Source organism: Thalassotalea sp. HSM 43 (genome assembly GCF_004752005.1).
In the GTDB taxonomy this organism is placed as follows: domain Bacteria; phylum Pseudomonadota; class Gammaproteobacteria; order Enterobacterales; family Alteromonadaceae; genus Thalassotalea_A.
Genome location: NZ_CP038493.1, coordinates 1,674,289 through 1,697,370, shown reverse-complemented (window position 1 = coordinate 1,697,370; position 23,082 = coordinate 1,674,289). Strand labels below are relative to the sequence as shown.

19 protein-coding genes and 1 tRNA gene are annotated in these 23,082 nt (G+C 42.7%); 6 read left to right on the top strand and 14 right to left on the bottom strand.

Features of this window, described 5'->3' with window-relative positions:
- Positions 1-30: 30 nt before the first annotated feature.
- Together E2K93_RS07305 and E2K93_RS07300 are read right to left on the bottom strand one after the other, a co-directional pair.
- Positions 31-1,014, bottom strand: coding sequence for an ester cyclase (locus tag E2K93_RS07305; protein ID WP_135438465.1), 984 nt, complete (start codon positions 1,012-1,014; stop codon positions 31-33).
- Complete coding sequence (locus tag E2K93_RS07300; protein WP_135438464.1) at positions 1,014-2,627, bottom strand: sodium:solute symporter family transporter; 1,614 nt, start codon at positions 2,625-2,627, stop codon at positions 1,014-1,016. The genes E2K93_RS07305 and E2K93_RS07300 overlap by 1 nt, the downstream gene beginning before the upstream one ends.
- A 447-nt stretch (positions 2,628-3,074) precedes the next feature.
- On the opposite strand from E2K93_RS07300, the gene E2K93_RS07295 reads away from it, so the two are divergent.
- Positions 3,075-4,079, top strand: coding sequence for a nuclear transport factor 2 family protein (locus E2K93_RS07295; RefSeq protein ID WP_135438463.1), 1,005 nt, complete (start codon positions 3,075-3,077; stop codon positions 4,077-4,079).
- Between the two features lie 84 nt (positions 4,080-4,163).
- Here E2K93_RS07295 and E2K93_RS07290 read toward each other — a convergent pair whose 3' ends face one another.
- The 6 genes from E2K93_RS07290 to hisD form a co-directional block, all read right to left on the bottom strand.
- On the bottom strand, positions 4,164-5,186 hold the full coding sequence (locus E2K93_RS07290; RefSeq protein ID WP_135438462.1) for an ester cyclase: 1,023 nt from the start codon (positions 5,184-5,186) through the stop codon (positions 4,164-4,166).
- A 5-nt stretch (positions 5,187-5,191) separates the two neighbouring features.
- Positions 5,192-6,598 (bottom strand): alpha/beta hydrolase family protein, encoded by a 1,407-nt coding sequence (locus tag E2K93_RS07285; RefSeq protein WP_135438461.1) that lies wholly within the window; start codon positions 6,596-6,598, stop codon positions 5,192-5,194.
- A gap of 85 nt (positions 6,599-6,683) precedes the next feature.
- Positions 6,684-7,439: an HpcH/HpaI aldolase family protein gene (locus E2K93_RS07280; protein WP_135438460.1), complete on the bottom strand. Its 756-nt coding sequence runs from the start codon at positions 7,437-7,439 to the stop codon at positions 6,684-6,686.
- Positions 7,429-8,151 carry an alpha/beta fold hydrolase gene (locus E2K93_RS07275; protein ID WP_189637880.1) on the bottom strand — a complete coding sequence of 241 codons (723 nt, stop codon included), beginning with the start codon at positions 8,149-8,151 and terminating at the stop codon, positions 7,429-7,431. The genes E2K93_RS07280 and E2K93_RS07275 overlap by 11 nt, the downstream gene beginning before the upstream one ends.
- Before the next feature lies 1 nt (position 8,152).
- Positions 8,153-9,166, bottom strand: a complete 1,014-nt coding sequence (locus E2K93_RS07270; RefSeq protein WP_135438458.1) for a LacI family DNA-binding transcriptional regulator — start codon at positions 9,164-9,166, stop codon at positions 8,153-8,155.
- Between the two features lie 2 nt (positions 9,167-9,168).
- Positions 9,169-10,446 (bottom strand): histidinol dehydrogenase, encoded by a 1,278-nt coding sequence (gene hisD, locus E2K93_RS07265; protein ID WP_135438457.1) that lies wholly within the window; start codon positions 10,444-10,446, stop codon positions 9,169-9,171.
- 175 nt (positions 10,447-10,621) lie between these two features.
- On the opposite strand from hisD, the gene E2K93_RS07260 reads away from it, so the two are divergent.
- Positions 10,622-11,359, top strand: a complete 738-nt coding sequence (locus tag E2K93_RS07260; RefSeq protein ID WP_189637879.1) for an SDR family NAD(P)-dependent oxidoreductase — start codon at positions 10,622-10,624, stop codon at positions 11,357-11,359.
- Between the two features lie 12 nt (positions 11,360-11,371).
- The gene (locus tag E2K93_RS07255; RefSeq protein WP_135438456.1) at positions 11,372-12,370 is read left to right on the top strand and encodes a cupin domain-containing protein; all 999 of its coding nucleotides are present in this window, start codon (positions 11,372-11,374) and stop codon (positions 12,368-12,370) included.
- 208 nt (positions 12,371-12,578) lie between these two features.
- Here E2K93_RS07255 and E2K93_RS07250 read toward each other — a convergent pair whose 3' ends face one another.
- Both E2K93_RS07250 and E2K93_RS07245 read right to left on the bottom strand, forming a co-directional pair.
- Positions 12,579-13,769 (bottom strand): HAMP domain-containing sensor histidine kinase, encoded by a 1,191-nt coding sequence (locus E2K93_RS07250; RefSeq protein WP_189637878.1) that lies wholly within the window; start codon positions 13,767-13,769, stop codon positions 12,579-12,581.
- 95 nt (positions 13,770-13,864) lie between these two features.
- Entirely contained in the window at positions 13,865-14,569 is a 705-nt protein-coding gene (locus E2K93_RS07245) for a response regulator transcription factor (protein ID WP_135438454.1), read from the bottom strand.
- A gap of 301 nt (positions 14,570-14,870) precedes the next feature.
- Here E2K93_RS07245 and E2K93_RS07240 point away from each other — a divergent pair, with 301 nt between their 5' ends.
- Positions 14,871-15,533, top strand: a complete 663-nt coding sequence (locus E2K93_RS07240) for a hypothetical protein (protein ID WP_135438453.1) — start codon at positions 14,871-14,873, stop codon at positions 15,531-15,533.
- Positions 15,534-15,584: 51 nt separating this feature from the next.
- On the opposite strand, the gene E2K93_RS07235 is transcribed toward E2K93_RS07240, so the two are convergent.
- A tRNA-Arg gene (locus E2K93_RS07235) sits at positions 15,585-15,661 on the bottom strand.
- A 222-nt stretch (positions 15,662-15,883) separates the two neighbouring features.
- Between E2K93_RS07235 and prsK the strand changes: the two genes are divergently transcribed.
- Complete coding sequence (gene prsK, locus E2K93_RS07230; RefSeq protein WP_135438452.1) at positions 15,884-17,917, top strand: XrtA/PEP-CTERM system histidine kinase PrsK; 2,034 nt, start codon at positions 15,884-15,886, stop codon at positions 17,915-17,917.
- A gap of 9 nt (positions 17,918-17,926) precedes the next feature.
- Complete coding sequence (gene prsR / locus E2K93_RS07225) at positions 17,927-19,282, top strand: PEP-CTERM-box response regulator transcription factor (RefSeq protein WP_135438451.1); 1,356 nt, start codon at positions 17,927-17,929, stop codon at positions 19,280-19,282.
- 145 nt (positions 19,283-19,427) lie between these two features.
- Here the strand turns inward: prsR and E2K93_RS07220 are convergent, their stop codons facing one another.
- From E2K93_RS07220 to E2K93_RS07210, 3 genes are read right to left on the bottom strand one after another with little or no spacing between them, the layout of a single operon-like run.
- Positions 19,428-20,513: an ExeA family protein gene (locus E2K93_RS07220; RefSeq protein WP_135438450.1), complete on the bottom strand. Its 1,086-nt coding sequence runs from the start codon at positions 20,511-20,513 to the stop codon at positions 19,428-19,430.
- Between the two features lie 2 nt (positions 20,514-20,515).
- Positions 20,516-22,117, bottom strand: a complete 1,602-nt coding sequence (locus tag E2K93_RS07215) for a TIGR03016 family PEP-CTERM system-associated outer membrane protein (RefSeq protein WP_135438449.1) — start codon at positions 22,115-22,117, stop codon at positions 20,516-20,518.
- Entirely contained in the window at positions 22,089-23,081 is a 993-nt protein-coding gene (locus E2K93_RS07210; RefSeq protein WP_135438448.1) for an XrtA-associated tyrosine autokinase, read from the bottom strand. Before E2K93_RS07210 ends, E2K93_RS07215 begins: the two co-directional genes overlap by 29 nt.
- Position 23,082: the final 1 nt, after the last annotated feature.

Here is a 23,082-nt window from a genome sequence, read left to right as displayed (position 1 = left end):
GTTTAATATCCTAACCTGTAAGCAAACAAATTAACGAATAACTTGCTTGTCGCATAAAACTAAATTTTCTTTCATTACAGCAAACACATCGATGTCCATTTGCCACAACATGTCTATTATATCGATTGCTACCCAATTCTCTCGAAGCAGGCCGCCTTCATTGCGCCAAAAATCCATGACTCTGGGCAATACTTTTATGTTTGTTGCTTTGAGACCTAACCAGTCATCTCCTGATAAGGTGCCGTACATATGCGGCCAACCACCGGTTGCCACATAGTTGTTATGACCGATGAAGCACAAGGTGCCATCGATTCCGCGATCAGGAAAACCGCGTAAAAAAGGTCCTTGATGGTGTTCTCTAAAGCCGCTAATACCTCTAGTCGTTCCGATGCCACCAGGCCCATACCAAAGAAAGTCTGGGTGCCAATGCTTGGCCAAATCCATACTGCTTAACGATGTGCCGTCGAACCGACCGAGCTCGGCGTGCATGGCTTTAACCAAGTTAATTGACGACTGTGTTAGGTCATTATTTTTCTCATCCTGACATAAGCCATCAAAAGTTGCCGGCGGTAATACTAAACCCGAGCGGCCGAGACATTTACGAATCGGGTTAACGCCAGCTTGTTCCATCGCGTCAATAAAATCGATGATGGTGTAGCAACTTACTACTTGCTCATTGCAAACCTGACTTAGTTCCATATAGCGTAAATAAAGCGTTTTTCCCGTTGCTGGTATATCTAATAAATCATGACTAAAAGTACCCACCAAGTAACCGGTTGACCCTTGCCAAGTTTCACCTCGGTCATTATCACTAAATGAGATAAATGGCCGTCGTTCGATATCGGGCATCGCTGTACGCAACACATTGAAATAGCCATTTAGAATGTTTTCTTTGCCAACTAAGCTGTTGATAGGGTGAGCCACGTGCCATGTGCAATCATCACTGATTGCACATGGCACTGCGCTGTTGTTAGCAAACACCTGTTGATAAGCGTTTTCGAGTACCGTTGTCATTAACCTATCCAGTATTCAAATAAGACTAAGGACATAATGCTGACGATGAAAAATGCGAATAATAAGTAATTAATAGAATCTATTTTTCCTGGCACCAAGTACCAGCCATTTTCCTTCATCGGCTTATCGTTTTTCACGAACGATTCAATCTGACCTTTAATGGTGTATTCACTGTATGTTTGCTGGCGACCATCAAGCACAAGGCTGGCAATAATACTGACAACCAAGCTAACACTTACCCCAACTACCGCATACCAAGGCCAAGCTAGTTCTGTCGCAAGGGCGACATAGGTAACCACAGAGAACGCTGCTGCGGTTCCAATTAACAAGCCACGTTCGGTGGTATGTTGTGAGAAGAAACCAAGGGCAAACATACCCAGTTGTGCACCAACAAAGAACGAACCGACTTTAGTTAATATCTCAAGAATAGAGCCTGCGGCATGAAGGTGATACATGATCGCTGGAATGATAATGATCAGGGCCCACACCAAGGTGAAAATACGTGTTGCTTTAAGGTAGTGTTGGTCAGATTTATCTTTGACAAAGTATTTTTTATAAAAATCGAGGGTACTGATAGTCGATAACGAGTTCAATGCTGAGTCTAGGCTCGACATCGATGCAGCCATAACGGCAGCGGCGATGATTCCCATCAATCCTGGCATGCCATAATCCGCGGCAAAGGTCAGGATAATGGTGTTTGGATTTTCAAATTCTCGGCCATCATAGTAGCCATAGAACAGCACACCCATGACAATAAAGAACAAGTAAATAAAGAAGGCTAAAAAGCCCATCAATAAGTATGACTTTTTCGCATCGCCAATATTCTTCGCTGCTAATGTGCGCTGCACCATCATTTGATTGGTGCCATATACCGTAATATGGTAAATCGTCATTGCGATAACCCCTGACCAAACGGTAGTGGTCTGGAAGAAATCTACGGAATAATTGAGCGGATCAAGTTTGCCTTGATCTTTTAATGACATCAGTGTTTGCTGAAAATCACCAGGCATGTTGGTGATCAAAGCGTACATAATAATACCGGCACCAACAAACAATATGGCTGATTGAATTACATCAGTCCAAATAACCGCAGTAATACCACCAAGCATGGTATAAATTAAGGCGATTATGGTGACGATAAATATGGCGCTAGTGACATCGATATTTATGATGAATGCCAGTACTAACGAGGTCGCATACAGTACAGCAGCAGAGCTCATGGTCTGCGATAACATCCAAATTGTTGAGACTAGTGCACGAGCTTTCTTACCAAAGCGCTTTTCTTGATACTCGTATATCGAGGCAACACCGGCGTTATAGAAAAAAGGAAAGAATAAACATACCACCGCAATTATTACCAATGGATAATTTAAGTGTATGGCAATAGCTCCCATGCCTTCTTGATAAGCCCATGCCGGGGCTCCTAAAAAGGTCAGCGCACTCACGTAGGTTGCGATGACACTGATGCCGATTGCCCACCAAGGGGTTGTTTTATTGCCTAAGAAAAAATCACTGGAAGAGGATATTTTTTTACTCAATACATAGCCAAGCAGCAAATTAGCCACTATGTATACGATGAGAATACTCCAGTTAAGAATACCAAATTCGTTCATGCGATGAATGTCTCTTTTATATTAATAATTATGTTTTGCATGTTTACCGTCATTTTGTCGTTAAATTTTATTGTTTTTTGAATTTAACAGAACAAATTGACTTCGAAGTCACAACAACATAGCATTAATTAGCTTCATTGAAAAGCGTTGCTATAAGCAATATCAAATAGAAAGCTTGATGGTTTGCATAAAAGTTATTTAAAACAGTGTTTTGAGAGGCTTTTTCGTCGTTTCAAGGCTTGGCTGGAGTATGTTTTTTCATCGGTGCTCGAACTTTGTGCAGCGCAACAAGGTGGCACAAAACCCTGTAACAAAACCATGGAACAAAACGTTAGCCCGAAAAAGTGACATACTGTTTTTAAGGCGAACAATAACCGCATGTAAACTGACATAGTTTAAACACGTATGATTTGATGGCTCTAGCGGCCAAAAAAATTGAGAAGAGATATGACGATAACGCAAAAAAATAAACAATTGATACTCGACTTTTATCAGCAATTAGAGGCCGCCGATGAGCATACCGTCGTTGATGTTCTAAAACACAATACCGCAGATGATTATCAATTTTTCGGTGTGCATCCGTTTAATGAGCAATTAGGTTGTGAGGCTGTGGCTGAGGTATTTTGGCAACCATTTATGCGTGCATTCAAAAACATTCAGCGTCGTCAAGACGTTTTTATGGCTGGTGAAAGTGGCGATGGCTCGCAATGGGTAACGAGTATGGGCCACTTTATGGCTCTGTTTGATAACGATTGGTTGGGTATTCCTAAATCTAAAAAAGTCATAATGATTCGCTATGCTGACTTTAATCGCATAGAAAACGGCAAGATCACTCAAACCGGTTTATTCATCGATATTATTCAAGTAATGAATCAAGTTGGCATCAACCCTTTAACCATTGAAACAGGTCACTCGTTTATTTATCCAGGGCCGAGAACCCATGATGGTGTGATGTTAGAGGATAAGGACCCTGCCGAGGCAGCTAAAACCATAGCAGTGCTTAATAAGATGATTGAGGATTTGTCGAATCTAAATGAAACGGCCGATGATAATTATCCGCCAGAGATTTTAGCCAAATCTTGGTCTGAAAATATGGTGTGGTATGGTCCCGCTGGTATTGGCGCAAGTTACACCATTAGACGTTATCAGCATCAACACTCTTATCCGTTTAGGCAAGGGTTATCGGATAAAGTCTTTAATGGTCACATATGCCGTTATGCTGAGGGAAATTATGCCTGTTTCTTTGGCTGGCCGAATCTAAGCAATACTCCAAGTGGCGGCTTTTTGGGCTTGCCAGGTGGTAAACGTGCCGACATGCGTGTCGTTGATGTGTATCGCCGTGATGGAGATAAGCTAGAAGAAAACTGGGTTATTATTGATATTCCTTACTGGTTAAAACAGCAAGGCCTGGACATTTTGGAACGTACCAAAAGCATTGTTAATCCAGACTAAGGCAAACTAACAACGCGACGTTTCAATTCAATTCGACATCATGCAGCGCCAATATATTGTTGATATTGGCGCTGTCATTTGAGTTTATCTTTTACGCGCTTTATTGATCTCTTGCATACGCGCCAATACATCAACATTAAGTTGTTTATAGACATGCAATAGATCAATTAACACCCAATTTTCTCGAATTAAGCCGTTTTCGCAACGCCAAAAATCTAAGCTACGCATAGTTATGTTTTGATTGGCTGGTGCAATGCCTAACCAACCATCGCCGCTGACAGTCATATGCATACCAGGCCAAGCCGTAAAACCAACATAATGGTCATCAGCAAATAAATAGCCTTTACTGGCATCGCCAACGCGATTGGGTAAGCCATTTAAAAATGGGATTTGATGCCAATTGCGAAACCCTTCTATGCCTCTACCCGTGCCTATACCTGATGGTCCATACCAGCTTGACCTTGGGTGCCAATATTTTTCTAATTGCATGCCTGCGACGCCTTGACTGGCATAATTACCTAAACTGTTACACATATCGTTGACCAGATTGCGGCTGCTATCGGCGAGTGCGTTATCATAGGGCACATTAACGATACCGTCTTGGGTCGCAGGGCCTGGAACATGCCATTCTTTGCCTAGGCTGGGTACCATAGGCCAAACATTTGCTTGCATCATTAATTCAGGAATATCCCAAATTGCCTGCATTTCGATAATCTGGTTGTCTTCGATACGGTAAAATTCGTGGAATCTTAAATGAACTTGATGACCGGTTGCAGGGATGCCGAGCCAAGTGTGTTCAAAGCTGCCGGTATAATAGCCGCAGCAACCCACCCACTGGCTGTCATTAAGTGATGGCCCGCCAATAACGATGGTATCGCGCCGTTCTAAATCAGGAATCGCACTCGCGAGTTGTAAAAAAACCTCCGCTAGTTCAGCCCTTGATGGTAATGTTTCAAATGGATGGCACAATTGAATGACGGCGTCTGGTGCAAATAATTGCTCAATTGTCTGTGGCAACTGCTGTGCGTCGAAATCATATAGTGCGGCTCTAAGGCGTTGCACTAATTTTTTGTTTTGCGCTATTTGCGCCGCTAAAGCTTGGCTCATTAGGTTTACCTTTTATGTGCGCGATTAAACAGTTTTGTGTTGTGCTCAATCATCTCGGTCACGCCTTCGTTACTTGAAGCTGGAGAAAACCATGCGTGCTCACTAAGTTTTAGGCTATGGGTGGTGCCTTTGTATTCAAATGACTTAGCGTAACCGTTGGCATTACTTATGGCGTTAACCAGTTTTTCATTCCATAGGCTTGGTGAGTAATAGTCACGATCACTGTGGTGTAAAAATAGCGGTTCTTTGATAGCCTCAGGAAAATAAAATGGGCTTAATGTGCGATAGGTGTCGATTATCAACGGGTCGTGATTCACAATTGTTTTGCCATCAGCATTGGTCGATATAGTGAACTTGATATCGCTAATATCTTCGACCTGTGCGGTTAATATGTCGTACATTGAGCTGACGCGTTTTTGCAGACTTTGCTTAACGGTTTTTGTCGACCACTTATCATGTTGCCATGTCCAGTCATTGTTGCTGTTATCTGGGTAGGTGATCCAATCTGGTGGATAGGCAAATAAGAAATCCGGGTTTGTTGACTGGTCTTGACCAACCGCAGATGCTGTCCATGTGCCATCACCGGACAAAAAGGCTTGTGCACTCTCTGCCATCGGCGTGTATAGCAGTGTTTGCTCCAACTTAGGTAAAATACACCCGGCCCAAATTGCTGCGCTGTTAAAGGTCGGTTGTAAATGCGGGTTTTCACCACTAACAGCTAGGGCGGTTAATACCACGTCGCCACCTTGAGAGTGACCTGTGATATTAATCGCGTCTTGATTAATGCGAATGGCTCGTTGTTGCTGATTAAATGCCTGCCAGTCAATGTTCTGTAAACTCGGTGTCGCCACCAATAGATTGAGCACATCGATAGCGTAAAACGCAGGGCTAATATAGCTGGCGTTATCCCACGCGTGCATAAATTCTATGCCGTCAGCTTGCTTGCCATTGACCGCACCATGCCCTCTAAGACCTGGTGTTAGCACGATAAAACCCTGCTTCACGTATTGATCTATAATCTCGGCGTAATTATTGTCGGGCGCATAATTAAAGTTATAGCTTGGCGCATTTTTAACACCAATCCAGCCATGCACAAAGATAATCACCTTATAGCCATTGGCTGGCGGCGCAGATTCCGGGATATCAATACGCGTGTACAGTTGTAATCCATCCGAATCATAGCTGGCCATGTAGGTGCTGTATGGCGCTTGAGCAATATTGTAATGTTCGGTGTATTGGTTTTTAGTTTGCCCGGTCGACACTAATTGTTCGATGTGTAGAGCACTGGTAAAGCGCCTTTTTTGTAATGCTGGTATGGTTAATTCAGATAGCGACGATAGGCTTGTATCCTGACCCTCGCTTGTTGCAGTGTTAGTTTCGATATTTGGCTTACAGCCGGAAGCGGCAAGCATAGCAACAACCAGAATGATGAAAAGCCGTGGAGTGGTTAACTTTTGCCGATATAGGGTCATAGAGAAGCGGTTATTAATGCGCAAACTAGTCGACCTCATTAAATTTAGTTAGCAAGGTTTCAGCACCAGAAAATAGAAAGCTGTGGTCACTTTCCAGCAAAAACAACTGCACGCCTTTGGCTTTCCAATGTGCCAACTCATTTAAATTTCCGACAAACATGCCACACGGTTTTTGATGTTTAATGCAGCTGTCGACAATACGCTCGACGGCTTCCATTACGCTTGGCTGCGTTGGCGAGTCTTGACCTAAAGAAATGGTTAAATCGATACGGCCGATAAACACACAGTCGATACCATCAACTTGGCAAATCTGATCGACATTGGGCAGCGCATCAGCATCTTCAATTTGAGCGATAACAGTGGTTTGATGTTGGTCTTTTTGTAGTGTATTGGTTATGCCTGCTCGAGTATAATTGGCAAATCTTGTCGAGCCAGCGAAGCCTCTTCCTTCATTGCCAAAATGACACTTTTTACTGAGCATTCTCGCTTGTTCAGCTGTTTTTACGTGTGGAATAACAATGCCATCGGCATCCATATCGAGCGCATTTAATATGTTTGCAGGGTTGTCATCTTGCAATCTAACAATGACTGGCATGTTGTTAGCTTTGCACGCTAATACGCATGCGTCGATATCTTTGCGATCAAATGGTGCATGTTCTGCGTCCAAACATAAAACATCTAAGTTTGTTTTCGCCAACACTTCACTTACATGGTAATGAGGCGTTTTGATAAAGGTACCTAATAATTTTTCTTGGTTTGCTAAACGTTGCTTAAAGGTCATTATTTTGCCTCGTGTCAAAATGTGTGGTTAGCCAATCTGTGATGCTCGCGCATGTTTGTTGTGGTTGTTCATAAATTGGAAAGTGGCCGCATTGATCGATTAAACAGAGCGTAGAATCTTGTAACGCATTGTGCATTTTATATTGTTCTTGCTCTGGGCAAAGACGGTCATTTTTACCTGCTATCAATAATAATGGGCGGCTGAGTTTACTGATAACGTCGAGAGAGTCGGCTCGTGTTGCCAGCGCCATTAGCTGACTCTCAAAACACGCTAAGCCCAAATCCGTAGCCATAGCAATAATTTGTTGCTCTATTTGCGTGGTAGGTTGGTATAAATAGTTGGGCAAATAAAAATGTTTGATCACATCCTCTAAGCCTTGCTGTTTTGCTTGCACTATATGTTGGTTTCGTATTTCGGCTCGACCTGGTGCATCAGCATGACTATTTGAACTGAGTAAAATCAGCCCTTGTATGAGTGTCGGGCATTGCTTGGCGAGCTCTAAAGCAACCATGCCACCCATGGAAAAACCTAAAATAATGGCTGGTTGGGTAATTATTTTGCGACAGTGTTGCACCATATCATCGATAGATTTTTCGGTGCTAAACGCTATTGTTTGCGTGTTATAACCTACGTTGGTTAATGTCGCTGTTAATGGATGGAACATCCGGGCACTACACATAGTGCCCGCTAGTAAATATACAGTGTGAGTCACGTTATTCGCTTCTAGCTTTAACTGACTTCCCTTCGATAAAAGTGCCCGACAATACACGTGTTTCTGGCAAAGCATCGGAGTTTTCAATACGCTCTATTAAAATATCCACCGCGGCTTTGGTTAGTTGCTCTAATGGTTGCTTAATGGTGGTTAACTGATAGTTATACCATTTGCTGGCAGTTAGACCGTCAAAACCAACAACAGAGACGTCATCTGGCACGCTCTTGCCTAATACGTCTCTGCATTCGTCAATCACACCGATTGCCATACTGTCATTAGCGCATACTATTGCGTCGGGTAAAGGGTTGTCTTTGGCCCAGTCACGCAGTATTTCTCGCGCTGAGTCATAACTAAAGTCTCCGTAAATAATAGGTACATTGTCGTACCCATGCTTGGCAAGTTTTTGCTCAGCGATTTCACGGCGTTCATTGGCTACATCCGATGATGTAGGACCTGACATTATCAAAAACGATTTATGGTTGTAGTCAATCAAATTATCAATCAGCTGTTTGATGCCTTGTTCATGATTACAACATACGGAATTAGCGTTCGCTTCTGGCGCATTTCGATTGTACAAAACCACAGGAACATTATGCTTAGCAAATTGCTTGAGGTTTTTGCTTTCGAAATGAGCGGCAAGGGCAATAACACCGTCTACTTGGAACGTCCATATTTGTTCCATAATGTCAGATAGGTCATCTGATTTATCAAGAGTAAACAGCAGAATTCGTTTGCCTTTTTCAGCGAGATTCTGATTGATTTGCGACAGCACTTCCGGGTAGTTCTCATTTGCCATAGAAGACAATATTACGGCTACCATACCGGACTGTTGAGTGATCAACATGCGCGCAATGGCATTAGGTTTGTATCCCATGCGATTGGCGGTTTCTAATACTTTGTCGCGCGTCTTTTGAGATACACTAAATCCCGGGCGAAAAACCCGGGATACAGCCGATTGCGAAACACCTGCTTCGCGCGCTACGTCGTAAGATGTAACTCGTTTTTGTTTTGCCAAAATTACTTATTTCCGTATCGTCTTACACGGATATCTGCTTGCTCTTTATGGCCTGCAAAGCCCTCTACTGCACATAAGCGAGAACAGTATTCGCCGACCATTAATGAAGCTTCTTCCGTAACTTTTTGATAAGTACAGGTTTTAATAAACTTACCCACCCATAATCCGCCAGTATAGCGCGCAGCTTTACGAGTTGGAAGTGTGTGGTTGGTGCCAATGCACTTGTCGCCATAAGAAACGTTGGTTTCTGGACCTAAAAATAGCGCACCGAAGTTTTGCATATTGTCTTTAAAGTATTGAACATCGTTAACCATAACCTGCACATGCTCAAACGCTAATTCATTGGCCACTTGCAGCATTTCTTCTTTGCTATCACAAACAATCACTTCACCAAAGTCGCGCCAAGCCATGCCAGCGACTTCGCCTGTTGGCAGGATTTTTAACTGGCGTTCAACTTCAGCCATAGTGTCATGCGCAAGTTGTTCGCTGTCGGTCAATAAAACCGCTGGTGATGTTGGACCGTGTTCTGCTTGGCCTAATAGATCGGCAGCACATAATTCACCGTCGACGCTGTCATCGGCGATAACCAGAGTTTCAGTCGGTCCGGCAAATAAATCGATACCTACTCGACCAAACAGTTGGCGCTTTGCTTCAGCAACAAAGGCATTACCTGGGCCTACGATCATATCGACTGGAGCTATGCTGTCGGTACCAATTGCCATAGAGGCGATTGCTTGTACACCACCAAAACAATAAATTTCGTCGGCACCCGCCAAGTCCATAGCGACAACAATGGCCGGTGAAGGTCGACCGTCAAAGGGAGGCGCCGCCGCAATTACACGCTTTACACCGGCAACTTTAGCGGTTAATACGCTCATATGAGCCGATGCAACCAGTGGGTATTTACCACCTGGAACATAACAACCAACGCTTTCCATTGGAATATGCTTGTGACCTAGAATAACCCCAGGCAACGTTTCTACTTCAACGTTTTTCATTGACTCTAATTGAATTTGAGCGAAGTTTCGCACTTGTTTTTGAGCCCAGCGTATGTCTTCAATAACGCTGTCGTCTAATTCGTCATAGCAGGCCTTAATTTGCTCTTTAGAAAGAAGGAATGACTCCGGATTCCAGTTGTCGAATTTCTCAGAGTATTGTCTGACAGCATTATCGCCATTCTCTTCAATGTCTTTTATGATCCCTTCGACTATATTTCTAACCTCTTGGTTTTGTGTTTCTTTTTCTTGGTTTGAAGGCCCTTTTTTGAGATACCTGATCATTTTTGAAAACTCCTGAGCTATAACTTGTTAAGCGACCTATGATTGGTCGATTTGTTTATTTTTTACTTGAAAGTGAAATCATACTAATCAATAATGACTTCGAATGCAAAAGATAATTTTAGCGAAACAATCGGCCTAAAAATGGCCTGTTTAAAGACCATTGGATTCAATGATTATGGGATACAGTAAAGATTTACTAGTTAACAAAACCATCTTAATTACCGGTGCCGGTAAGGGAATTGGTAGGGCTTGCGCATTGTTGGCGTCGAGCCTTGGCGCAAAGGTCATTGCCGTTGCTCGCACACAGTCGGATTTAGACTCTTTAGTCGAGGCGGATGCGCACATTGTTGGATGGCCAGTTGATGTCAATTCGGCTGAGTTTTTTCTTAAGGTCACTGAGCTTGAGACGATTGACGGCCTGATCAATAACGTTGGTATCAACCGTGTCGCACCAATGAGCGAGCAATCGGATGATAATATTGATAGCGTAATCGACATGAATATTCGCAGTATGTACAAAGTTACTAAAGCGTTATTACCTGCTCTGTCAAAATCAAACTCTGCTAGCATCGTTAATATGTCGTCACAGATGGGTTTTGTTGGCTCGCCAGGGCGAACTTTATATTGTATGAGCAAACATGCTGTTGAAGGATTAACCAAATCACTAGCGGTCGAAATCGCAGAGCAGGGCATTAGAGTAAATAGCGTTGCGCCGACCTTTGTCGAAACACCGATGACCAAGCCAATGCTGGAAGATGAAGCTTTTAGAGACTTTGTTTTTGGCATGATTCCAATGAAGAAACTTGCATCGACCGGTGATGTCGCCAATGCATGTATGTTTTTACTTAGTAACCTTTCACAAATGATAACTGGCAGCTCAATTAAGATTGATGGCGGCTGGACAGCACAATAAACGAGTATTACGATGAAACTAGAACAAAGACTTGTTAAGTATAAAGATCTCAAGCCATGTACCAATGCCTTTATAGACACACGCTCACCAGGTAGTGATAAAAAAGAAAATTTTACCGTGATTGGTCCAGGGGTTGCCGAAAATCCGCATCAGCATGTCCATATATCAATCCCGCATGGGTTTAATATCGGTGGGGCCAGACAACCACCAGGGTGTTTAAACTCGCAACACAGTCATCTAACGGAAGAAGTGTTTGTGGTGCATTTTGGTGACTGGGATTTTATCACCGGCATCAATGCTGATGATGGCCGGATCACCCTAAACCCAGGGGACGTTATTTCGATTCCGATGGATGTGTTTCGAGGATTTGAAAACTCGGGCTCCGTGCTAGGCTATTTACATGCGGTACTTGGTGGCGATGATCCTGGCCGAGTATTATGGGCACCAAGCGTTTTTGAAATGGCAAAAGATTTTGGTTTGGTGTTGTTGGAAAACGGTGCCTTGGTTGATACCACACTCGGTGAAACCATTCCTGACGGTGAACTGCCGATGCCGGTAACGTCGGCACAGCAAATTGCTGAACATCGAGTGATCAACAGCGAAATGCTCGATGATATCGTTGTTCGAGTGGCTGATTTTAACTGGCAAACAGATACTGTTATGGCAAGCTTTGATGGCGTGGCGGAAGCGGGGTTGATAGGCCCTGAAAATAAACAAGAAGGTATTTTAGCGAGCAAGTTAAATTGGCAGCATGACTTTGTTATGAGTGCGATTCGATTGGCACCAGGAGCCAGCATCGCGGATCACATTCGCTATGAAGAAGAAGTGGTTTTCATCCATCAAGGCGCATTAATAATGACGGTTGATAGTCAACAAGTAGAGCTAACCAAAGGTGATAATTTTTCTACCCCGATTAACGCCGCTCGCAGCTTTAGTAATCATGGTGAACAAGATGCAATTGCCTATATCACTAGACGCACAAATAGCCCGAAAAAGCCTAGCTTTATCTAACAATATAGCGATTTATTGGCCAGCTAATTTGTAGCTGGCTTTTTTTTTGCGTGGGCAAACGGCGTCTTTAAGTCGCTCTCGACAGATGGCGATTTTCGTGTGTCGATATAATGGTCCACCCGGCAGGAGTAGAACCTGCGACTTACTGTGTAGAGGGACGTTATGCTCACCGCGCTAGGGTATGATTGTTCCTTTTAGGCAATTTACATCATGTGCAATAAGGAATCGTTAACGTAAATACGCTGCCTTTTTCCAGCTTACTTTCGGCAGTTAAAAAACCGCCGTGTGCAACCGCAATTCGGTTACATAGATATAGCCCAAGCCCCAAGCCTTTGGTGCCGAGGTTATTAACCGGTTTGTTTGATGTAAATGGCTCAAAGATGTTTGGCAAATACTCTTTCGCTATGCCACAGCCTTGATCTTTCACTGCCATGGAAACATGCGTGTCATTGATAGCAAATGATATAGAGATTGTTTGTTGGTCGCCCGAATGGGTTAATGCATTATTAATTAAGTTACGAAGGACAAACTTAATACGACCATTATCGATAGCAACCGCTATTTCTGGTACCTCACCATCAAGCACAAGTCGACTGCGGCTTTCATGCTCCTCGATGACTTCATTGATGAAATTCGGTAGAAAGTAGGTGTCGATATGCAAGGCTTTATTTGATTGCTGTAAACGTGCACTTTCTAATAATTGGCCAAGAATTACATCCATTTGATTTAGATCTTTATCTAACCGTTGCACAATTTCATTTTGTTCTAGCAGTGCAAAAGATACTTTCATGCGCGCCATTGGAGAGCGTAATTCATGACTTACCGCTAGCAGTAGGTCATCCTTGGCAGAAAAAAGCTTATTAAGCTCGTCAGCCATAGTATCCAATCCATGCGTTAGTTTTGCTAAGTCATTTTTTGGGTGATGGCTAATTTTATACTCAAAGTTACCTGCACTAATTTGCTTGGCACTGTCTATGGCGGCTTTAATTGGCTTTAGTTGACCGATTAATAACCGGTAACTAACAAAAAGGATCAAAGCAACAATCAGCCAAGGCCAGTAAACTAGCCAGCTAGGATAGATAATTAAATTGGCAATTTGAGAGGTGATAATTATCCAAGAGTTATTCTTTTCGGCGAGCAAGTAATACTTGCTTCCGTGTCTGGTAAAATACAGGCTGCCTAGTTTTTCAGCGGTGACAAGTAATTCATCCTGCAATGGTAACTCTTGCGATGTATGCCAACGTTTAGTACCACTATTTATTTGGATTTGAACACGATTTTTTTTGGCATCGACTTTGAGTTTTTCGATATCAACCGGCGGGGTTGCAACATCTGTCATCATTGCAAATAGTTGTTGGTGTCGTTCTAACACAATTTGCTTGGCTTCGTCTTCAGACATGGCAAAAACGCCTAAAATAATAAAGACAACTAGCAACAGAGTGGTAGAGGTGAATAGCACAAAAAATCGGCTATACAAGCCTAAGTGTTGAATGCTCATAGTTTCTTTGCCACAAAGGTATAGCCCACATTTCTTAATGTTTTGATGAACCGAGGCTGTTGTGGATCGTCATTTAGTTTTTGTCGTAATCGGCTTAACAAAATATCAACGGAACGACTATATAGTTCAACATCTATACCTTTTAGTTCGCTTATGACTTGGTCTCTACTAAAAACTTTACCCGTGTTACTGGCAAGCATATTTAACAAGCTAAACTCCATTCCGGTTAATTTAATCTCGTTTCCATCCACCTCAATGCGACATTGCTCAGGATGCAAGGTGATGCCATCAAACATCAGTACTTTGGGTGCATCAGCGTGTTCGTTTGATTGTTTTGATTCATCAAGGCGACGCAATAGTACTTGTATTCTTGCGACCAGTTCTCTCGGTTCAAAAGGTTTCGCCACGTAGTCGTCAGCGCCTAGTTCTAAACCTGTTATTTTGTCATTTAACTGTCCTCGAGCCGTGAGCATGATAATTGGCAGCGAGTGATTGAGCCTGATTTTTTTACACAAGGTAAAGCCATCCATCTCAGGCATCATGACATCTAAAAGCAATAATTGCGGTGACTCGCTCTGTAACTTTAACAACCCATCAGACGGCGTATTGGCATAAATCAGTTCAAGATCAAACTGACTGCAATAGGCAGCAAGGCTATGACACAAGGCAAGGTCATCATCAATCATTAATATCTTTGGCATAGACTTATTCGTTTTCGGTTAAAGGTTTGCTTTCATTTTCAGTTAGTTTGCGTTACTCGTTCGAGAAAGCAAAGCCTAATTTACAATTGTTACACTTCGTTACCCAGCGGTAATTTATTGTCGATATAATTTTCTCATTGAAAACGAATGTTCACTTAAGGCGAATTTTATGCGCAATACAGCAGTAAATAAGCAAACTAATAATCATGCTTTGATTATCAAAGGCTTCACGCGTAAGCCGCTTGCGTTAAGTCCATTTAACTATCAAATCGCCAAATAACGTCCACGGGGTTTTAAATACATGTTATCTACTTTAATTATTTTGCATATTACTGCTGGCGCAATCGCGTTAATTTTTGGCTTCATGACGATTGCCACTACAAAGGGTAATGCACGCCATAAACGCTATGGCAAAGTCTATGTCGTCGCGATGCTGTTACTAGGCTCCACAGGCACTATTGTTGCTGCAATAAGAGAGATACCACTATCAATGCTGAACGGCGCGGTACTGTGCTATTTTGTTTTGTCTTCAATTTCTGCGATCAGAAACGCAGAATATAAAATCAGTGTTTTTGACAAATGGTTGACGGTATTTTCTTGGGTGTTAGTGGCAGCCTTTGCTTGGTACGCGTTGCAGGTAACTCAGACTGAAAGTGGTCAATTGGGTGGTTTTGGTATCGCTGAATATATTGTTTTTGGCACAGTAATGTTATTCGCAGGTATTGCGGATATTCGCTATTTATTGAAATCTGGTTTATCAACCATTCAGAAATTAGTAAGACATTTATGGCGTATGTTTTTCCCTTTATTTATGGCAACGGCAGCCTTCTTTTTGGGACAAGCTAAATTGTTCCCAGAAGTTTTAAAGTCTATCGAGATATTGGCTATACCCGTTGTTTTTGTCATTTTGTCGATGATTTATTGGCTGCTCATGGTGGCAATGAGAAAATCAGCCTTTAGATAGCGCGAAACTAAATCATTTACACAAAGTGTGCTGTTATAGGCTAGGACTTAATGGCCCACCCGGCAGGAGTCGAACCTGCGACCTCACCCTCCGGAGGGGTGCGCTCTATCCAGCTGAGCTACGGGTGGAAATACGATGTGTATGTCGCCATTCTATAATGCTGGTGTTGACTGTCAACAAATCTCTCACCCATATCTACCGATAGTTTAAATAATCAACAGGTGCCGTACTTAGTGCCAATAAAAAACTGGCAATGTTGCTGTTTTTACGGGCATTTAGCGCTATTTCGACTAAGCTTTTAAGTGGATGCTTAATTAATAAACAGTCGGATAATAACAACACATACCTGTATGGAAACAATAGGCTTAATTGGCTATGGCTTAGCGGCTATAGCGTACTTATTTTTGCTTGTTTTGCTGATATCCCATCGGCAACCCTCTGTTGCGACCAAAATTTTGTTGGTCAGCGTCGCCATCAGCCTCGTTGTTTACCTGCTCAATGCCTGGCAAGTCTATCAATCGTTTTCATTACGATTTGGTTTAGTATTTGAATCTCTGCGGTTAATGGCATGGGGTGCATTATTTTTACTGGTGATAAGTGGCAGCGATAAAGTCGTCAGCTTAGTTAAATTACCAGCCAGTAAAAACTTTATTCTGCTCTACCTCGGTCTCACTGCGGTTATCGTGGTTAATCTGTTTTTCAATCCCGGTTATCAGTGGCTATTCATTGGCTTGCTGAGCATGAACTTGCTAACTCTGGTGGTACTTGAGCAACTGTATCGCAATTCGCAACAACTCAAATGGGCACTTTGGCCTCTCACTATTGGCTTAGGCGGTATGTTGGTGTTCGACTTTGTGATGTACGCACAAGCGGCATTATTAAATCGAGTTGATTTCTATTTCTGGTACAGCCGTGGCTATATCGCCTTATTAGTGATGCCATTTATTTTGTTAAGCGCCAAGCGTATGCGTAACTGGAGCCCTGATTTATATATCTCTCGTGATGTTGTGTTTTATTCCTCTATGGTGGGATTAAGTGCGGTTTATTTACTGATATTGGCATTCTCTGGCTATGTGATTCGTTTCATTGAAGGGCAATGGAGTGAAATGCTCAGCATCATGTTTATGGCGGCGGGTTTGCTGGTGTTATTGGCACTGCTTATTACCAACCGATTGCGCGATAAAATTCGCGTGTTTATTGGCAAGCATTTCTTCGCCAATAAATATGACTATCGCCAAGAGTGGTTAAAGCTTATTGAGGCGATAGAGCAGCAAGACTCTCAAGATGCCTATGCTAATGCGTGTGCGGCGATGGGTGGTTGTTTTGGTGTCAGTCGTTGTGGCTTTATTGATGCACAACAGGCACGTTTGCAAGCCAAATATGTTGGCGATTACACCCTCGACGATAACATGATGCAGCAAATTGAAACCTTGCATCAGTTTTCGCAAAAACAAAATTGGTTAGTTGATGTTCGCGAGTTTCAAAGCTATCCCTATCGCTATCCTGAGTTGCAAGTCGATGCAAAATTGTTGGCAGAGCAACGTCTGGATTTATTTATTCCAACCTTGTCACAGCAGCGCTTACTTGGCTATTTCATCCTCGCCGGTCCGGCGCATAAACCGGTCCTTAATTGGGAAGACAGGGATTATTTGTTTGCGGTTTCGAAACAACTGGGTAATTACCTAACCTTGCAAACCGCACAAAAGCAATTGGCACAAGGCCAGCAATTTGCGGTTTTTCATCGTATGTCAGCCTTTGTTTTGCACGATTTAAAAAACGTGCAGGCGCAATTGTCGTTAATAAATCGCAACGCCGAGCGTCACCGTGACAATCCAGAATTTATTCGAGATGTATTTGCCACCGTTGAGTCCGCCTCTGAACGCATGGGCAAGATGGTTTCACAGTTACAAAGTAAAAGTCAGGATGTGCATAAAAAGCATGGCGATGAAACCGTCGATATTGCTGAAATCATCAATAACTGTCTGGCAATGAACAAAAGTTCTGAGGTGGCAATTGAGTCTGACTTAGACGGTGACTTGTATGTTACCGCCAATAAAGAAGGTCTAGAAAACGTATTTTTGCACTTACTGCAAAATGCAAAAGATGCCTGTAATGGCGATGGCTTGGTGCAAATCAATGGTCATCAGCAACAGGATCAAATCGTCGTAGATATAAAAGACAATGGTTGTGGCATGAGTGCAGACTTTATTAAACACTCTTTATTTGAGCCATTCACCACCACCAAAGGCAATGCCGGGATGGGCATTGGCGTGTATGAAGCGAAACAATTTATTGAAGAATATCAAGGCAGTATTGATGTCAGCAGTGAACCAGGGAAAGGCAGCTGCTTTACATTATTTTTGCCAAAATCAACAGCGAGTTAGGAATTGAATATGGAAAAATTGCTGATAGTCGATGATGACAAAGGGATACAGAAACAACTCAAATGGAGCTTGGCGGATTACGATGTGGTATTAGCATCCGATAAAGACAGCGCCATTAGTGCTCTGCGTTTGCATGAACCGAAAGTGGTGTTGCTTGATTTGGGTTTACCGCCTGATGAGGCCAATGCCAGTGAGGGCCTCGCTGCGTTACAGCAAATATTGTCGCTCGCGCCTTTTACCAAAGTGATTGTGATCACCGGCAATGACGAGCATCAAGTGGCATTGGATGCAATCTCCCATGGTGCTTATGACTTTTACCAAAAACCACTCGATGGCGATGTCATCAATGTGATTGTTCGTCGTGCGTTTATGATGGCGGAACTCGAGCAAGAGAATCGCCATATTCGCGAATTGGGTGGTGTTGATAGCGGTATTATCGGCAATAGCGTGGTCATGGACAAAGTGCGTAATATCATTGAACGTATTGCCCCAACCGAAATTACCGCGCTGTTACTTGGTGAAAGCGGTACCGGTAAAGAGGTTCTCGCTAATGCGGTGCATAAACAAAGTAATCGGGTGAAGAAACCGTTTATCGCCATCAACTGTGCATCGATTCCAGAAACGTTATTAGAAAGCGAATTGTTTGGTTTTGAAAAAGGTGCATTTACCGGTGCCCATAAAACCACCAAAGGTAAAATCGAAATGGCTGAGGGCGGAACCTTATTTCTCGATGAAATAGGTGATATGCCGTTTAATTTGCAGGCCAAGTTATTACGCTTTTTACAAGAGCGGGTGATTGAACGCATTGGCGGGCGTCAGGAGATTCCAGTGGATGTACGCGTCGTCTGTGCAACCAATCAAGACTTATTGAAAATGGCCGAACAAAAGACCTTTCGTGAAGACTTGTATTACCGTATCAGTGAAATGGTGATCAACATTCCACCATTAAAAGATCGTGATTTTGATGTGGTGGTTCTTGGTCGCTACTTTTTGCTGAAATTTGCTCAAGACTACAATGTGAAAATTAAAGGTTTTACCGATACCGCCGTCGCGGCGCTTAAAGCCCATGATTGGCCTGGTAATATTCGCGAGTTGCAAAATAAAATCAAATCGGCGGTGATTATGGCCGCGGGCCAGTTGATCAGTAGCCAAGACTTAGGTTTTTATGAAGAGGTCGAGTTGGATATTGATCAGCAATTTAATTTGCGTTCGGTGCGAGGTCAAGCGGAATCCAAAGCCATTAAAGAAGCCTATACCTTAGCGGAAGGCAATATGAGTAAAACCGCGCAAATGCTTGGTGTTACTCGACCAACCTTATATGGCTTGTTGGAGAAATATGATCTTAACCTCAAAGAGTCCGTTTAGAGGCGGTTTAACACAAACGGCATGCTGTGTCTCAGCATGCCGCATTGATAAACGTTGTTTAAGATAAGCTAATTTAAGAGCCTAATTGAAGAACTTAAGTTAAGGTTTACTAAGCTAATTTAAATCATCCGGTTACAGGATGGGTTTAATTGCCATTGGATATTTTCTGATTCACTTCAGATTGTTTCTGACGTAACAGTTTATCTAAATAGCGATTCATTTTTAGCTTTTCATCGATGTTCTTTTGCAGGTATCTGTCGACTCGCATTAAGGTATTACGCAAATCATCATCTACGCCTAATTGTTGGTATTGTTCACCTAATTGTTGCAGCGTCATGGTTTCGGTACTGTGCTTAATTGCTTGCACAGGCGCTTTGACAGGCGCTTGTTTGTTATCGTCTGCTCTACCAATTGACGCACTTAACTCTTGCTTCATTTCTGTTAGCACCGCCTCTATATGTTCGGCTTCAAAATATAACGTGTTTTCTAGATAGCCAAATAGCATGACCCTATCGGCTAATAGATTGATTTTTCTCGGGATACCACCTGTCGCATCCATCATTAATGGATAACATGAATTGGCAAATAAGGTTTGTTCTTTAAAGCCAACGGTTGCCAAGCGATGTTCGATGTAGCTTTTCATTTCGTTTATGTTGAGCGGCTTTAAATGACATGAGGCAATGATCCGTTGACGAAATTGCTCCATCTGCGGCATTTGCAGTAAGTCTTTGAGCTCTTCTTGGCCAAGCAAAAAGCTTTGCAGCAAAGGTTTACCTTTCTTTTGTATATTGGACAACATACGCAATTCTTCCAGTGTTTCCAATGGTAGGTTTTGCGCTTCGTCAACCAGTAATAGCGCACGTCTATCCTGGCTGGTCAGTCGAATCAAGTGTTGCTCAATCAGCACCAGTAAATTTGATTTGCTGCTATCGACCACCCCCAAGTTAAACTCGTTGACGATTTGTTGTAGCAAGTCCAATGGGCTTAGGTTCGGTGTGACAATATTGACCGCTTCAATATCAGAATCATCAATTGATGCCAGTAAGCTTTGTGCTAGCGTCGTTTTACCGGTGCCAATGGGGCCGGTAACGACAATAAAGCCTTCAGCTTGTTGTAAGCCATATTCTAAGTAAGACAATGCTTGCTGATGTCGGCTCGAAGCGAAAAAGAATCTAGGATCAGGACTTAATTGAAAGGGTTTTTGACTGATGCCGTAATGAGATTCGTACATAATTAAAACCTCTTCACTAATTGTGCGCCAATGCGGTTTTCTTCATAACTGTAGCCAAGTCGATTTGAGCTACGATTCAAATGTTGAATGTAGCTACTAAACTCCAAGGTACGATTTAATTGCTTGTCTAAACCGAGGCGATAAACGCGATAGTAATCAACCTGCTGTATCAAGGCGTCATCATTACTATTTAATGCATTGCGGCGATAGCTAAGATCAACGATAAAGTTGGTTAATCGAGTAATTTGACGATCGTAGTTAAATCGCAAGGTCTCATATTCGTCTTCATCACCAAAATCCAAATTTGTTCGGTCGGTATGCGTTGCTGTTAAGGTAATGGTTGAACGAGGCAGTCTAAGACTGGTTGAGACAGTTAACGACTCGGCAAGAGAAAAGGTATTACTATCAACGAGTTCAAACTCTGCGGTAAAGCCTGCAAAGGTATAATCACTTAAATCAAAATCATCATCTGGTGCAAACACACAGTTTTCTGGGCTGATTTCGCTGCCCGCCAAACACCAGATATCAATAATGTTGGTAGGCGCCAATTCTTGGCGGTCAAACACATCTATTTTTTCGGTGTATCTGATCGAGCTGGTCAGGCGTTTGGTTCGATGTCTAAAGGAAAACTCATAGGCATCACCAAAGAAACGTTGATAATATTTACCGCTCAATCGTGTACGCTGTGATGGTCGCCACTCAAGTTCAGCAGCTAAATAATCTTCTTGATCTTCAGAGACTGAGCCCACCGCAGGTTCATCTTCATCGACCCAGTTATAACTTAAATCAATAAACAAATGTTCTGTTGGTAACCAACGTAACCCGGCACCGATTGACGACGTGCCTTGAATACCTGAGTTGTTCACATTGCCACTGGTATCTTCGTCATAAAAACGTATAAACGGATTTAAACGAAAATTGGTGATGTAACCCACTTTGGCATCTATACGGTGAAAATTACCTTCACGGGTATTGTTTTCATAATCTGAATAATTGGCACTGCCTTGCCAAAAGACATAACGAGCAGATGAGCCGTTGCTGGTCTCAATGTTGGTATCGAACCCTTCTCGTTCACCGATATTATCATCGGCTTCGCTTATCGACATATTGGTACTGGCAATGATGTTGTAGCGAGAGTTCTCGACGAAATATTCAAGACCGAGTTGATAGGTTTGGTATTGAGCGGTATCACCAGATACCTGATCGGCTAATGAGTTACGGGCATCATTGGCGGCAACATTACGTATGGACGCAGAGCCAACGGCGAACAACCCATCAATGTCGAGAGACACTCGACCTTCGGCGAGTAAGTCATGATAATCATCATTGAGGTCGCCATCATGGGTATAGATGGCTTGGGTCAGACCATAATCGACAACAAAGCTTGAGCGCTGAGTTTGAAAAGATGCATTTACGCCAGGCGTGAATAATGAGACAAGAGACGATTCGTCACCAAATTCGGTCAACTCTACGTTGTCACTAAAGACTTCTTCAATACCAACGCGAGGCTGGATCTGCCAATCAGCGCCGTAAAGCGAGTTAGCAAAAGAGAGAAATGCTATAGGAATTATGTACTTATTCGTTATTGTTCTCGCCGTAACCATATCCGTAGCCGTAGTAACCGTAGCTCTCCTTTTGCGAATAAAATGCTTTATTTAGTACCAAACCTTTCGCCAATTCATCTCTTAATAAATGATTGGCATGCTTAACATCGTTAAGGTTGGTTTTATTTTCTTCGACGGTTATCAATGCTTGTCCCATGAGGTTACTCAATATGGAGGTTTCATTGATGCCCAATAAAGGCGGTGAATCAAAAATAACCAGGCGGTCGCTATAGCGTTCCGATAATTCTGTGGTCATTTTCGCCATGCGCTCACTCGCCAATAATTCATTGGCAAGGTGGTGGGTTTTGCCTGCCGGCATGACTTTTAATTTACTGATATTGGTGTCGTAAATGATATCGCCAATGCTGGTGACATCACCCATAAGATAATCAATTAATCCAGCTTTAGGTTTAACACCAAGTTCTTTTAAAATACTCGGTTTTAATACATCGGCGTCGACCAACAACACGGTTTTATCTTGTTCGAGTGCCACGCTCAACGCTAGGTTTATAGAAATAAAAGTCTTACCTTCATTTGGCTTGGCACTGGTGACCATAATCAAATTGGGGTTATCAAGTGTCTCTTTCGCAGGGCCGAAGGCATTATTAAGAATTTTACGTTTAATCTGTCTAAACTCTTCTTTAATGGTGCGTTGACCACTAAGCTCAGAGGCGACAATAAAGCCTTTTTGCGATAATAAAGCCTCATTAATAAAAATGCTTTTGTTGTTTGTTTCAGCGGCCACTCGCGGCTTTTGCTGCACTTCTTCTTGTGCAAGGTCTTTTTCTATGTCTTGCGTAACCTGCTCGGTATTCGTTTGTGCAGTGTCGGTTGTTTCAGCGGTTGCATCTTTGTTAAGTAATGCATCGTTATCTGGTTCAACCGGTTGTACTTTATTCTCTTCTTTGCCCTGCTGTTGACGCTTTTGTTGCTGCTTTCTTAGGGCTTGCTCGATTAACGACATC